Origin of the sequence: Flavobacterium sp. 1 (assembly GCF_002797935.1) — a bacterium.
Taxonomy (GTDB): Bacteria; Bacteroidota; Bacteroidia; order Flavobacteriales; family Flavobacteriaceae; genus Flavobacterium.
The window spans coordinates 4,084,894-4,102,603 of record NZ_PGER01000001.1; the positions used below are offsets into that span (position 1 = coordinate 4,084,894).

The 17,710-nt window shown below is 39.2% G+C and carries 1 protein-coding gene (cut by a window edge); it reads right to left on the minus strand.

Annotated elements, in window-relative coordinates; all coding sequences use genetic code 11:
- Window positions 1-17,710, minus strand: partial view of a T9SS type B sorting domain-containing protein gene (locus CLU83_RS16535; protein WP_198512307.1) — the 3' portion only. The gene runs 15,719 nt beyond the window's last position; 17,710 of the gene's 33,429 nt are visible here — the last part of the coding sequence; its start codon lies beyond the right edge, outside the window — the gene reads right to left on this strand; its stop codon occupies window positions 1-3.

The following is a 17,710-nucleotide window of genomic DNA, read 5'->3' on the forward strand; positions in this document are numbered from 1 at the left end:
CTATCTGTATAGGGTAAAGTGTCCAATAAATTCGCGATCATCTTGAGAATTTCTTAGTTTCAATACATACCAGTAATCACCCATAGGCAATTCAGCACCTTTGTATTTACCATCCCAAGATTGTCCAGCTCCAAAACTGCCTACTTCACGGCCATAACGATCATACACCACAAATTGAATATCTGGATAGTTAATTGTATTCGTAGGCTCCCAAGTATCATTTGTCCCATCTCCAGTTGGAGTAAAGACATTTGGTATCTCGATATCAACAAAATCAAAATGTTTAGTAGCTGTAAATGAACAGCCATTGCTGTCAGTCACCGTCACTGCATAATCACCAGAATGGTAATAAATATATTTGTTGTTAGATCCTATAGATTCACCATTTACTGAGTATTGATATACTCCAGAACCGCCAGTAGCTGTAGCCACAATCTCATTTAATCTTCCAAGATCTAAAGTCATTGCCAAAGGATCTATCTGATCAATATGGAAAACTGCAGTAGCGTCTACACAGTAATTTTTATGATGTGCAATTATGAAATGATCGCCAGGAACAAGATTAGTGAAAACATTGCTGGTTTGCGTTACAGAACTGCTGTCTAAAGAATATACAACATCTGCAGGCTTATTGCTTGAATCAATGTTGACAGTAACTTTATTAGCTGGTAAATCGTTCACACAATCATAAGACAGAACTGCAACCGGATTCAAAGTAACTGAAGCGTCTAATTCTACAACTAGTGGATATGTACAAGTATTAGCATCTTTTATATAAACAGTATGAGTACCACCTGATAACTTACTAAAAGTAAATTGACCTGGAACATACGGTCCTGCTTCATTATCTATACTAGTACTGTATGGACCAACTCCTCCAGTGACTGTAATATTAAATGCACCTTCATTAAAATCAGAACAAACGGATTGTTGAATTGATCCTGGAACTACAGTTGCAATAATAGGAGCTGGCTCTTTAACTTCAATGTCATTAAACAGAATAAAACAGCCATTTTGATCTTGAACAATTACTTTATAGAAACCAGGTTCTAAATTCTCGAAAGTATTAGTCTCAAAGTATTGATTCAAATTAGGTGAAATTGCATATGTAATCTTTCCAGTTCCATCAGAAGCATTAATTACAATTTTACCGTCATTATTACCATTACAAGTAATAGGAGTAACAGTGTAGGTAGCTGCTATTGCTGTATTTGGCTCAGTAATAGTTACTGCTTTCTCCAACTGACAATCACCACTATCTACACGTACTACATAATTACCTTTAGGAAGATATTCGAAATAACCAGTTGCCTGAAGAGGTCTAATTATATTATTTGAGTTATCTAACAATGTGAATCCGTAATTACCTAAACCACCCAAAGCTGTTGCATCGATAATTCCTGTTGAAGAACCTTTACACATAACTACTGCATTACTTAAATCTAAATTAAGAGATAAAGGTGTAATTGGGTTTATCTTAACATTGTTTGAAATAAAACCAACACAGCCATTAGCATCTCTAACATAGTACTGATGATCTCCTAATCCAACACTAAACGTTTTCGTTGATGCGAATGAACCTAATATTGTTGCGAAATTGATGTCAGAACTATACTCATATGGCCCTTTGCCGCCGGTTGCACTCAAAGTAAGCCTAGCATCATTTTGACAAGTTTTTTCACTAGCCAATGCTAATGTTGCTTCAACTTTAGCTGGATCAGTTAGTATTATATTAGCGGTTGGCTGTGAAATACAACCAAGTCCGTCAACAACTGTTACTGAATACGTTCCAGCTCTAAGACCTGAGAAAACAGGGCTTGATTGAGGAGCAGAAGAGAAAACTGGACTAGCAGAAATATAATTTAAAATATAAGAATAATTACTTCCTTGACCACCCGTTGGAGGATTAACAACAATTTCTCCGGTTGAATCTCCATTACACAATAATACACTAGCCACAGCACTTGCTGTAACAATTATAGGTTTTGGGTTACTCAATTGTACAGTAGTTGTTGCAATACAGCCATTAATATCTTTAACATTAATAGTATAAAGTCCATCAGTCAAACCTGTGAAATCGCTTTGAGCTGAATACGCCACACTTACAGGACCAACCAACTCATATAGATAATTACTTGACCATCCTCCATCTGCACTTACTGAAATTGTTCCATCATTACCTGGATCACAAGTGATTGGAGTATGATTTTCTGAAATTTTCAATATAGCAGCTGGCTGTTCTATCGTGAAAGTTGTTTCAACTTCACAAGTTGGAGTAGCTACTAATGTTGCCTTAACAGTGTAAACTCCCGCTGGTAAATTTGGAATATTGATTGCAGCCCCCGAAGTTGTTATCGGAAGACTAGTGCCTGTTGGGCCTGTGATAATATATCTAAATGCACCTGCATCATTAGAAGGAACTAACTGATTATCAACATAAGTCAAATCCACACTTCCTGTAGAAGTTCCATGACAAGTTACATTTTTAACATTACTAGCAACAAGATCAAATGTGTTAGGCTCATTTACATAATGAACTGTTTTCAAACTACATCCTGTTATAGGATTGCTAACCGTAATGGTATAACTGCCAACTGTTAAATTAGTAAATTGACCAGAAGTATTCGTTTGGGATGGATAAGCTATTGCATTTGTCGCTGTTCCTTCAATAGTATAATTTAACGAAGCTGGTGTTCCACCTGTAGTCGTTGCATTAACCTGAATATCTTCGTTACTGTTACAAGTAATAGGTTTGATCACAGTCACTGCAGAAGGAGCAGCAAAATCGATACCAATAAATGGTTTAATGATTGCCATAGTAGTACCAACACATCCTTTGCTGTCATATACATTGATCACATAATTATAATTGCTTCCCAATAAATCGGATTCAATATAAACTGGGTTATCTCCTCTTTGAACAGAATTACCATTTTTTATAAATTCATAAATTGTGAAAACATTAGAACCTCCTGTTGGCAATCCTACCGAAATAGTAGCATAATTGGTTCCATTACCTGTTGTACAGCCAAACTCAGTTACAACTGGAGCAGGAACAGTAATAATTCCAGGCTCAGTAACATCAATTGAAGCTGTTGCTTTACAACCTCTTCCTGAAGTAACGATTACAGTATATCCATTGGCTGTTTTTAAGTCTGTGAATACATTAGAAGCCTGTGGCGTTCCTCCATTAAGACTATACATATACACTGGATTATCATTTATTCCAGATGCTGGAGTATCCATCTTTGCTGTAATAGTACCATCAGCACCACCGTTACAAGTAACTGAAGTCATGCTCAAAGCAAACCCTGTAACTGATGTTGCTTTTGTTAAACTAACTGGCACATAAAACTCGCATAAAGTATCCGTATCACGCACTCCAAATGTGTGATTTGCTCCTGTTACTCCATTAAATGAAGTCGTTGCAACAAATGCACCACCATCAATATTATACACATAATTTGAAGAACCACCTGTTGCCGATACATTAACTTTACCGTCATTGTCATCACAAGAAGGAACAGTAGCAACAACAGCTGTTAAGCTTAGCGGTTGTAAAATAGTAACTGGTGCTGCAGTTGAAAGACAGCCATTAGCATCTTTTACTATTACATTATAATTTCCTGCTTTATTTACCGTAATGATATTACTAGTTTGGAAACTAATTCCGTCTAAACTATATTCTAAAGCCGTACTAAACCCTGACGCTGTAACCGTAATATCATAAGTACCCGTTGCGCTTGGACATTTAGTAGCAATAGCACTGCTTATAGTTGGGCTAGCATCCAAAATTATTGATTGCGGTTTATTTATTTGACAGCCATTAGCATCTGCTACATAAACGACCCAATTCATGTAGATACCATTATTAGTATCTACAGCTAATTGATCACTCGTAATAAAACTTGATAATGCTGGAACAGGATCAGTTGCTCTAGCCACTGCATATTTATACGGTGCTGTACCACCTGTCGCTGTTACTGAAATTGTAGCATTATCATTAGTACAATTAATGTTTGTAGCTGTAGTTGTGAAATTGACTGCATCAATAGGCTCATCAATCTTAAAGTTAGCTACTGTAGCCACACAACCTGATATATTATCAGTAACAGTAAACGTATAAGAACCTGCAACCAAACCAGTATAAGTAATTACATCACCGCTTTGAGTAAATGAACCTGTTGCTGGTGTCAAACCAAAAGTATAATTACCCGAATTTATATAATTAGAAACTGTAAACCTTACTGATCCAGTATTTCCAGTCATACAATAAACATTATTAACTAATTGAGCTGAAGCAGTAATTTTAGAAGCCTCTTTTACTTCAAACGGTTTTGTTACAATACATCCATTTGCATCCTTAACTCCTAAAACATATATTTTTGGAAGCAAATTGTAAAATTCATTTAAAACTTGGTAAGCACCTCCGTCAATGTTATAGGTATATGAAGGTACACCACCTGTCACAGAATTTACTGTTACAGTAGCTGATGGTGCATTACAATACACTGCTGATGCAGTTATGTCCATATCCGTTGGCGGTGTGTATGGTAATACATCAGCAGAACCAATAGTTTTACAACCATTACCATCAAGAACTACATAATTTATAGTCTGCGAACTATTAACAGTGAATGACGCGCTTGTTTGGAAAGTGAAACCATTATCAAAACTGTAACTGTACGGAGTTGTACCGCCTAATGCATTAATGGTAATCACTGCATCTTGAGGTGCATTAGTAATTGAACAACCAAATGGCGTTACAACAGCCGATGCTTTCAATAAAGCAGGCTCTGTAATAACTATTGCCGCTGCTGCTAATGAAGTACATCCCTTAGCATCTGTAACTGTAACTGTATAAGAACCTATTGGCAATCCTGTATAGATTCCTGAAGCATCTCCTGTATGGTTCGTTCCTGATAATGCATAAGTATAAGGCGCAATTCCGTTAGAAGCTGTGATAGTCAAACTTGCATCTGTGCTTCCTATACAGCTTACATTAACTTGTGCCGTTGTGAAAGCTGGAACTGTTTTTGGCGTTACAATAACATCATTGGATTCCGCCTGACAGCCCTGACTGTCTGTTACCCTGAATTTATAAGTACCTGCCAAAGCATAAGTGTTTGGAGAACTTGCAGCAACATAAGGATTTCCATTGTAGGAAACCTCATAAGCCGTATAAGAACTGCTGCCGTCTTTAGCCGTAAAACTAATAACTGCATCTGCAATACATGTCAGATCGCTTACCAGAACAGCATCAATCTGAAGCTGTGGATTTACTGTATAAGGAGTCGTAACTGTACAGCCGTTGGCATCTCTTACTCCAAAAACATAAGTGCCAGAGGCATTTAATACTGCATTTGAACCTGCTATATCTGATCCGTTTACGGTATAAACGGCTCCGCCTGCCGGGATATCAAAATAAGGGGAAAGGTCAACTGTCAATGGAGAACCAACAAAACATTGTGTCGCTATTGGTAAAGCTTTAACCGCTGGTGCCAAATCAAATGGAACTGCAATCGTTTTTATCTCAATACATCCATTAGCATCTTTTACATAAACATCCCAAGATAAATCAGCAAGATTCGTATCTGCTGAAAGTACTGGATTGTTACTATAGGCGATTGGTGCTGGTGCTGCTGATTTTACAACTGCATAAGTATAAACTCCTGTGCCGCCGCTTACACCGCTTACAGTAATTTGTGAAATATCCTGTGTACAGTATACTTTGGATGCTCCAGCCGTATAAGCAATTGCTGCCGGTTCTGATAACGTCACCGAGGCAAAGCTGGTACAAAGCGTAGTTTCATCGGTAACAGTCACTACATAAGTGCCTGCTCCAAGTGATGATAAATTAATTGTAGAGGCTGTCTGTCCTGTCGTTACCGCTCCTCCATTAATATCATACTTATAGGTAGACGATGCAGATACTCCTGTAACTGTAAATGCTGCCGAACCATTAGTGTTGGTCCCATTAGATGCATTACATGAAATTGCATTGGTTACTCCGCCCACTATAGCAATAGGCGTCACCGCTTTCACTGTGTATAATTCTTGATATGAACAGCCATTAGCGTCCGTTACCTGGAAGGTGTAATCACCTACTGATAAGCCTGCAAACTGATTTCCTGTCTGTACAACTCCTGTTGGAACAGATGGCAGTATAGTATAAGTCAAAGTCCCTACTCCTGTACCTGCTGCTGCATTTACTGTTACTGTACTTGTGGTACTGGCCAATGGTGCACAATAAATCGGTGTAGCTGTCATACTGCCTGATGCTGGCGGATTTAATTTGAACACCGTTGTATTTCCTGTAACAATACAGCCGTTGCCGTCTTTAACAGAATAAGCAACTAACTGGTCGGATCCATTATCATTAACCGTAATACTATCAGCGGTGCTGTAACCAGTGCCGAAATCATAATAATACGGTAAAGTACCGCCAGTGGCAAGAACTTTTACATCCGTAGCAACATCACAGTTGGTTTTTACTGCAAATCCAGCTACTGAGGCTGATAAAACTGCCGGATTAGAAATAACTATTGCCGCTGCTGCTAATGAAGTACATCCCTTAGCATCTGTAACTGTAACTGTATAAGAACCTATTGGCAATCCTGTATAGATTCCTGAAGCATCTCCTGTATGGTTCGTTCCTGATAATGCATAAGTATAAGGCGCAATTCCGTTAGAAGCTGTGATAGTCAAACTTGCATCTGTGCTTCCTATACAGCTTACATTAACTTGTGCCGTTGTGAAAGCTGGAACTGTTTTTGGCGTTACAATAACATCATTGGATTCCGCCTGACAGCCCTGACTGTCTGTTACCCTGAATTTATAAGTACCTGCCAAAGCATAAGTGTTTGGAGAACTTGCAGCAACATAAGGATTTCCATTGTAGGAAACCTCATAAGCCGTATAAGAACTGCTGCCGTCTTTAGCCGTAAAACTAATAACTGCATCTGCAATACATGTCAGATCGCTTACCAGAACAGCATCAATCTGAAGCTGTGGATTTACTGTATAAGGAGTCGTAACTGTACAGCCGTTGGCATCTCTTACTCCAAAAACATAAGTGCCAGAGGCATTTAATACTGCATTTGAACCTGCTATATCTGATCCGTTTACGGTATAAACGGCTCCGCCTGCCGGGATATCAAAATAAGGGGAAAGGTCAACTGTCAATGGAGAACCAACAAAACATTGTGTCGCTATTGGTAAAGCTTTAACCGCTGGTGCCAAATCAAATGGAACTGCAATCGTTTTTATCTCAATACATCCATTAGCATCTTTTACATAAACATCCCAAGATAAATCAGCAAGATTCGTATCTGCTGAAAGTACTGGATTGTTACTATAGGCGATTGGTGCTGGTGCTGCTGATTTTACAACTGCATAAGTATAAACTCCTGTGCCGCCGCTTACACCGCTTACAGTAATTTGTGAAATATCCTGTGTACAGTATACTTTGGATGCTCCAGCCGTATAAGCAATTGCTGCCGGTTCTGATAACGTCACCGAGGCAAAGCTGGTACAAAGCGTAGTTTCATCGGTAACAGTCACTACATAAGTGCCTGCTCCAAGTGATGATAAATTAATTGTAGAGGCTGTCTGTCCTGTCGTTACCGCTCCTCCATTAATATCATACTTATAGGTAGACGATGCAGATACTCCTGTAACTGTAAATGCTGCCGAACCATTAGTGTTGGTCCCATTAGATGCATTACATGAAATTGCATTGGTTACTCCGCCCACTATAGCAATAGGCGTCACCGCTTTCACTGTGTATAATTCTTGATATGAACAGCCATTAGCGTCCGTTACCTGGAAGGTGTAATCACCTACTGATAAGCCTGCAAACTGATTTCCTGTCTGTACAACTCCTGTTGGAACAGATGGCAGTATAGTATAAGTCAAAGTCCCTACTCCTGTACCTGCTGCTGCATTTACTGTTACTGTACTTGTGGTACTGGCCAATGGTGCACAATAAATCGGTGTAGCCGTTATACTGCCTGATGCTGGAGGATTTAATTTGAACACCGTTGTACTTCCTGTAACAATACAGCCGTTGCCGTCTTTAACAGAATAAGCAACTAACTGGTCGGATCCATTATCATTAACCGTAATGTTATCCGTTGTGCTGTAACCAGTGCCGAAATCATAATAATACGGTAAAGTACCGCCAGTGGCAAGAACTTTTACATCCGTAGCAACATCACAGTTGGTTTTTACTGCAAATCCAGCTACTGAGGCTGATAAAACTGCCGGATTAGAAATAACTATTGCCGCTGCTGCTAATGAAGTACATCCCTTAGCATCTGTAACTGTAACTGTATAAGAACCTATTGGCAATCCTGTATAGATTCCTGAAGCATCTCCTGTATGGTTCGTTCCTGATAATGCATAAGTATAAGGCGCAATTCCGTTAGAAGCTGTGATAGTCAAACTTGCATCTGTGCTTCCTATACAGCTTACATTAACTTGTGCCGTTGTGAAAGCTGGAACTGTTTTTGGCGTTACAATAACATCATTGGATTCCGCCTGACAGCCCTGACTGTCTGTTACCCTGAATTTATAAGTACCTGCCAAAGCATAAGTGTTTGGAGAACTTGCAGCAACATAAGGATTTCCATTGTAGGAAACCTCATAAGCCGTATAAGAACTGCTGCCGTCTTTAGCCGTAAAACTAATAACTGCATCTGCAATACATGTCAGATCGCTTACCAGAACAGCATCAATCTGAAGCTGTGGATTTACTGTATAAGGAGTCGTAACTGTACAGCCGTTGGCATCTCTTACTCCAAAAACATAAGTGCCAGAGGCATTTAATACTGCATTTGAACCTGCTATATCTGATCCGTTTACGGTATAAACGGCTCCGCCTGCCGGGATATCAAAATAAGGGGAAAGGTCAACTGTCAATGGAGAACCAACAAAACATTGTGTCGCTATTGGTAAAGCTTTAACCGCTGGTGCCAAATCAAATGGAACTGCAATCGTTTTTATCTCAATACATCCATTAGCATCTTTTACATAAACATCCCAAGATAAATCAGCAAGATTCGTATCTGCTGAAAGTACTGGATTGTTACTATAGGCGATTGGTGCTGGTGCTGCTGATTTTACAACTGCATAAGTATAAACTCCTGTGCCGCCGCTTACACCGCTTACAGTAATTTGTGAAATATCCTGTGTACAGTATACTTTGGATGCTCCAGCCGTATAAGCAATTGCTGCCGGTTCTGATAACGTCACCGAGGCAAAGCTGGTACAAAGCGTAGTTTCATCGGTAACAGTCACTACATAAGTGCCTGCTCCAAGTGATGATAAATTAATTGTAGAGGCTGTCTGTCCTGTCGTTACCGCTCCTCCATTAATATCATACTTATAGGTAGACGATGCAGATACTCCTGTAACTGTAAATGCTGCCGAACCATTAGTGTTGGTCCCATTAGATGCATTACATGAAATTGCATTGGTTACTCCGCCCACTATAGCAATAGGCGTCACCGCTTTCACTGTGTATAATTCTTGATATGAACAGCCATTAGCGTCCGTTACCTGGAAGGTGTAATCACCTACTGATAAGCCTGCAAACTGATTTCCTGTCTGTACAACTCCTGTTGGAACAGATGGCAGTATAGTATAAGTCAAAGTCCCTACTCCTGTACCTGCTGCTGCATTTACTGTTACTGTACTTGTGGTACTGGCCAATGGTGCACAATAAATCGGTGTAGCTGTCATACTGCCTGATGCTGGAGGATTTAATTTGAACACCGTTGTACTTCCTGTAACAATACAGCCGTTGCCGTCTTTAACAGAATAAGCAACTAACTGGTCGGATCCATTATCATTAACCGTAATGTTATCCGTTGTGCTGTAACCAGTGCCGAAATCATAATAATACGGTAAAGTACCGCCAGTGGCAAGAACTTTTACATCGGTAGCAACATCACAGTTGGTTTTTACTGCAAATCCAGCTACTGAGGCTGATAAAACTGCCGGATTAGAAATAACTATTGCCGCTGCTGCTAATGAAGTACATCCCTTAGCATCTGTAACTGTAACTGTATAAGAACCTATTGGCAATCCTGTATAGATTCCTGAAGCATCTCCTGTATGGTTCGTTCCTGATAATGCATAAGTATAAGGCGCAATTCCGTTAGAAGCTGTGATAGTCAAACTTGCATCTGTGCTTCCTATACAGCTTACATTAACTTGTGCCGTTGTGAAAGCTGGAACTGTTTTTGGCGTTACAATAACATCATTGGATTCCGCCTGACAGCCCTGACTGTCTGTTACCCTGAATTTATAAGTACCTGCCAAAGCATAAGTGTTTGGAGAACTTGCAGCAACATAAGGATTTCCATTGTAGGAAACCTCATAAGCCGTATAAGAACTGCTGCCGTCTTTAGCCGTAAAACTAATAACTGCATCTGCAATACATGTCAGATCGCTTACCAGAACAGCATCAATCTGAAGCTGTGGATTTACTGTATAAGGAGTCGTAACTGTACAGCCGTTGGCATCTCTTACTCCAAAAACATAAGTGCCAGAGGCATTTAATACTGCATTTGAACCTGCTATATCTGATCCGTTTACGGTATAAACGGCTCCGCCTGCCGGGATATCAAAATAAGGGGAAAGGTCAACTGTCAATGGAGAACCAACAAAACATTGTGTCGCTATTGGTAAAGCTTTAACCGCTGGTGCCAAATCAAATGGAACTGCAATCGTTTTTATCTCAATACATCCATTAGCATCTTTTACATAAACATCCCAAGATAAATCAGCAAGATTCGTATCTGCTGAAAGTACTGGATTGTTACTATAGGCGATTGGTGCTGGTGCTGCTGATTTTACAACTGCATAAGTATAAACTCCTGTGCCGCCGCTTACACCGCTTACAGTAATTTGTGAAATATCCTGTGTACAGTATACTTTGGATGCTCCAGCCGTATAAGCAATTGCTGCCGGTTCTGATAACGTCACCGAGGCAAAGCTGGTACAAAGCGTAGTTTCATCGGTAACAGTCACTACATAAGTGCCTGCTCCAAGTGATGATAAATTAATTGTAGAGGCTGTCTGTCCTGTCGTTACCGCTCCTCCATTAATATCATACTTATAGGTAGACGATGCAGATACTCCTGTAACTGTAAATGCTGCCGAACCATTAGTGTTGGTCCCATTAGATGCATTACATGAAATTGCATTGGTTACTCCGCCCACTATAGCAATAGGCGTCACCGCTTTCACTGTGTATAATTCTTGATATGAACAGCCATTAGCGTCCGTTACCTGGAAGGTGTAATCACCTACTGATAAGCCTGCAAACTGATTTCCTGTCTGTACAACTCCTGTTGGAACAGATGGCAGTATAGTATAAGTCAAAGTCCCTACTCCTGTACCTGCTGCTGCATTTACTGTTACTGTACTTGTGGTACTGGCCAATGGTGCACAATAAATCGGTGTAGCTGTCATACTGCCTGATGCTGGCGGATTTAATTTGAACACCGTTGTATTTCCTGTAACAATACAGCCGTTGCCGTCTTTAACAGAATAAGCAACTAACTGGTCGGATCCATTATCATTAACCGTAATACTATCAGCGGTGCTGTAACCAGTGCCGAAATCATAATAATACGGTAAAGTACCGCCAGTGGCAAGAACTTTTACATCCGTAGCAACATCACAGTTGGTTTTTACTGCAAATCCAGCTACTGAGGCTGATAAAACTGCCGGATTAGAAATAACTATTGCCGCTGCTGCTAATGAAGTACATCCCTTAGCATCTGTAACTGTAACTGTATAAGAACCTATTGGCAATCCTGTATAGATTCCTGAAGCATCTCCTGTATGGTTCGTTCCTGATAATGCATAAGTATAAGGCGCAATTCCGTTAGAAGCTGTGATAGTCAAACTTGCATCTGTGCTTCCTATACAGCTTACATTAACTTGTGCCGTTGTGAAAGCTGGAACTGTTTTTGGCGTTACAATAACATCATTGGATTCCGCCTGACAGCCCTGACTGTCTGTTACCCTGAATTTATAAGTACCTGCCAAAGCATAAGTGTTTGGAGAACTTGCAGCAACATAAGGATTTCCATTGTAGGAAACCTCATAAGCCGTATAAGAACTGCTGCCGTCTTTAGCCGTAAAACTAATAACTGCATCTGCAATACATGTCAGATCGCTTACCAGAACAGCATCAATCTGAAGCTGTGGATTTACTGTATAAGGAGTCGTAACTGTACAGCCGTTGGCATCTCTTACTCCAAAAACATAAGTGCCAGAGGCATTTAATACTGCATTTGAACCTGCTATATCTGATCCGTTTACGGTATAAACGGCTCCGCCTGCCGGGATATCAAAATAAGGGGAAAGGTCAACTGTCAATGGAGAACCAACAAAACATTGTGTCGCTATTGGTAAAGCTTTAACCGCTGGTGCCAAATCAAATGGAACTGCAATCGTTTTTATCTCAATACATCCATTAGCATCTTTTACATAAACATCCCAAGATAAATCAGCAAGATTCGTATCTGCTGAAAGTACTGGATTGTTACTATAGGCGATTGGTGCTGGTGCTGCTGATTTTACAACTGCATAAGTATAAACTCCTGTGCCGCCGCTTACACCGCTTACAGTAATTTGTGAAATATCCTGTGTACAGTATACTTTGGATGCTCCAGCCGTATAAGCAATTGCTGCCGGTTCTGATAACGTCACCGAGGCAAAGCTGGTACAAAGCGTAGTTTCATCGGTAACAGTCACTACATAAGTGCCTGCTCCAAGTGATGATAAATTAATTGTAGAGGCTGTCTGTCCTGTCGTTACCGCTCCTCCATTAATATCATACTTATAGGTAGACGATGCAGATACTCCTGTAACTGTAAATGCTGCCGAACCATTAGTGTTGGTCCCATTAGATGCATTACATGAAATTGCATTGGTTACTCCGCCCACTATAGCAATAGGCGTCACCGCTTTCACTGTGTATAATTCTTGATATGAACAGCCATTAGCGTCCGTTACCTGGAAGGTGTAATCACCTACTGATAAGCCTGCAAACTGATTTCCTGTCTGTACAACTCCTGTTGGAACAGATGGCAGTATAGTATAAGTCAAAGTCCCTACTCCTGTACCTGCTGCTGCATTTACTGTTACTGTACTTGTGGTACTGGCCAATGGTGCACAATAAATCGGTGTAGCCGTTATACTGCCTGATGCTGGAGGATTTAATTTGAACACCGTTGTACTTCCTGTAACAATACAGCCGTTGCCGTCTTTAACAGAATAAGCAACTAACTGGTCGGATCCATTATCATTAACCGTAATGTTATCCGTTGTGCTGTAACCAGTACCGAAATCATAATAATACGGTAAAGTACCGCCAGTGGCAAGAACTTTTACATCGGTAGCAACATCACAGTTGGTTTTTACTGCAAATCCAGCTACTGAGGCTGATAAAACTGCCGGCTCTGTTATTACTTTTGTAGCAATCGCAGAAATACATCCAATTGCATCTGCAATTTTAATATCATAAGAACCAGCAACTAATCCTGCGAATACATTATTTGAAACTTGTACTATCGGGATGCCAGCAATTGGTGCTGTTTGCGTAACTGTATAAGTATAGGGACCAACTCCTATCAATGAATTTATATTTACCTGCATCGTTGCACTTCCTCCTGTACACAATATTGGTAGAATAATTGGAGTTGAAACGATTACAGGCGGCAGTGGTGTTGATACATTAAACACTTCACTAGTTACACTACAAGTATTGCTATCAGTAACTTTGAAAACATACGTTCCAATAGTACTTGTTGTATAAGGTGAAGTAATTGGATTAAATCCTCCTCCATTAATATTTACTGCGTAAGTGTACGCTGGATTTCCATCAGCACCAGTCAAAGTAAATTGAGCACCTGTGATAGGCATAGCCGCACAAGTGATATCCTTATCTTGAACAACATTTAGAGTCAAAGGTTTATATACTGTAGTTGAAGTTGCACTTGTTGCTGTACAACCATTTCCATCTTTTATAGTAACAGTATAAACTTCTGAAGCCAATGTTGGTACTGGAACCGTAAATGTGTATGTTGTACCTGCGCTAGCAAAGAAATTAGTCCCATCAATGCTAAAACTTAATGGTGCTACTCCAGTTCCTGTAGCAGTAAAACTATAGTTTCCATTAGCTGTACATTGATTACTAGCCAAAGTTGGTATTGTTACTGTTGGAGTATCATCTTTGGTTATAGTAATTGTGGTCATCGCAGTACAATTATTTGCGTCTTTGATGTGTACATCAACCAACCAAGTCATTCCTAATCCTGCTACTACACCATTAGTTAAAGTGGTAGTGTCTATAGAGGCTACATTAGAATAAGTACCAACTCCAGTACCATTCTGAACAATAGAATATGTATAACTTGGTGTTCCTCCTACTGGAGACATAGTAAGTAGAGAAACGCCATCAATACAATTTACATTACTTGCTATAGCACTAATACCTAACGATGCTGGTTCAGTAATAGTGACCGATTTAGTTATCTCACAAAATGTTGTGTTATCAATAATTTTTACATCATATTGCCCTTTTACAAGACCTGTTAAGGTAACAACATCACCTGCAGTCGTTTTCGTGAATGGTAAAACTCCTGGACTTGTTGCAACAGTAGATGTAAATGCTCCCGAAGCAAATAAATCACTTACAGTAAATGTAGCACTACCATTTGTACCACCAATACAGCTTACGTTAGCAACAACTTGCTCAAGTAATTGTAAAGTTGGTAATTTTGGTACGGTATACAATTCTTCATCAATACAACCATTATTGTCAGTTATACTGAACACATAATCACCAGCAGATAATCCTGAATATACACCAGAAGTATCACCAGAAGTATTTATTGTAGGTCCAGACACAATTTTAAATGCTAATGGAGCAATACCATTAGTATGATTTACAGTTACATCGCTTAACAATGTAGGGCAAGTCATTTGCGTATGACTAAATCCAGTAATTACTGGTGGATCTAATGCATCAATAACTTTAGATTGCATTGGTGTTGCACAACCATTGGCATCTTTTACAATAATATTATAAGTAGCCGCGATTGTTGTAGTATAAATGTTGTTTGATGAATAGTTTGCACCATTATCAAAACTATACTCTAATGCTCCTGTGCCTCCACTTGCAGTAACCGTTATGGTAGCTGTATTTGGAATATTTCCTAAGCCACAAGACATTTGGACAGCAGCAATACCTGATATCACAATTGGAGCAGGATCATTTATATCAATATTTTTTGTAGCAGAGCAATTATTTGAATCCGTTACAGTAACATTATAATTACCGGCTGGTAAGGCAAGCGGTGTTGCAGAATAATCAACGGAAGTACCTGTATTTACAATTGTATAAGGATTATAAACCCCTGTTCCTCCAGTAGTTGACATAGTAACTGTTCCGTTTGAAGCGCCCACACATAAAGCATCGGTTGGAGTAACAGTTAAGTTAATAGGAACTAGAACATCAACATGCATAATTGTTGTAGCTGTACAAGTTCCATCAGTAACTTCAAAAGTATAATTTCCAGCATCTAACCCAGTAAAAATACCAGATGCTGCACCTGTTGTATTTATAGTTGTACCTGCTGTAATTGTGTAGGCGTAAGTAGCAGGAAGAACAGTATTACCACCCGTTGCTTTAACTGTAACTGCTGCATTAGGTGAAGCCGTGATACAATCAAGTCCTTTTGTTAATGTTGGAGTCAGAGTTAATTGATCTTTTACTATATATGGACTTGAAGCCGTACAACCATTACCGTCTTTAACATTCAAAGTATAAGAACCTGGAGTCAAAGCAAATGAAGCAGAATTACCATAAGATCCAATACTTGCGCCATTATCTACACTATACGTTACAGGACCCAAAATAGTAGGATTTGTTGCAATAGTTACAGTAATAGCTGTTCCTGTATAACATGCAGATGAAGGCGTCACAGATGTAATTGCAGGAACTACGTCTGAATCTAAAGTAATATCAAAATACTTAACACAACCATACGCATCTTTTGCATAAACAGTATAATTACCAGCATTTCTATTGAACGTGTTAGTAGTTAACCAGCCTCCAGAAAGTGCTGTTGGCACAGATGCAGGTGCTACTGGAGCTGATAATAATTGGTAAGTATATGGTCCTGTACCATCTTTGGCGGCTGCACTTATAACACCTGAAGCAGGATTACAATTTGCTTTTTTAACCACAGTGGCAGATACTGATAATAAATTTAATGATTCTGCAATACTAAATTTTGGAGTCGTTATACTACAACCTGCATTAGTTGCACCTGCAGCCTCTTTTATTAAAACATAATAAGTTCCTACAGGCAAATTACCAATATTATTTATTGGTAAATTGCCAGTTGCAGGCACAGTACCTGTCCCTGTAATTGCAGGAATAAGAGACTTTAAGGTAATAGCGTCAAATATCTCATAAGTAATATCTGTAGAAGCTGGATACGTGCTTGTTACAACAAACGAAACGGTTCCGTTAGTATCTCCTTTACACGGGATATTATTAGAGCTCGAAATACTGCTCGTTAAAGTTGAATTAGTTGGTATTAAAGAAGTTGAAGGACTTGTAAAATAACAACCTGTTAAACTATCATAAATAACGAAAGTATAAGAAACACCTGGTGTTAAATTAGTAAAAGTCGCTTTTTTACTTCCCGAAGAAGATTCTGGCAACCAACTTCCTGCAGGATAAACTTGAGGAGTACCTGTATATATTTGGAAAAAGAAAGGACCAGGACCAGTTAAATTGAGTGACGTAGCGCCAACTGCTACAGTTGCAGAACCACCCGTTGTACAATTTGCTGGTGGTGAGGTAACTGTAACATCCAAATCTTTAACGTCAGAAGCTACCAAAAGATCTGGCATAACAACAGCCGTACAACCTTTTGAATCTTTAACTATAACATGATAAAGTCCCGGATCTACTACATTAAAGACGACAGTTCCTCCAGTTTGACCAAGTGCAGATTTAGCATAAAACTTACCAGTGATAAAATAATCATATGGTCCAGTCCCGCCAGTAACCCCAACAATTGTAACAGAACCTTTGGATATTCCTCCACCTGCACACGTTATTGGATCGGCTTTAGAAATAATTGCAATAGGATTTGGCTCAGTAATAATAATATCTTCTGTATCTGTACAACCTTTAGCATCGGTAACTGTTACTCTATAAGTACCAGCAGTTAAACCAGAGGTTTGTGTACCATAATCAAAAATTGGTGTTGAAATCCTTTTTATGTTAAATACAAAAGGTGCTAATCCTTTTGAATTGTCCATGGTAATTTTTATAGCAGCAGTTGCTTCTCCATTACAATTAATCAATCCAGTTTGTGTTAAACCAACTGTTCCAGCTATTGCTGTATCGTCAATTTCAGGATTTACAGGTGTTGTTACTAATAATGCATTTGTTTTTACAGGACAATTTTTACTGTCTGTAACTTCAAAACTATAATTTCCTGCCACACTAAATGTTTCTGTAAAAGTAGAAGTCATAATACCTGTCACAACTGACCCAACTGCTACGGCACCATCATAAATTTGATACTTAAACGGCGCTGTCCCATTTGTTAAATTAACAGTAATTGAGGCATCTATTGTTGGAGTTGCAGTACAAGTAATGTCTTTA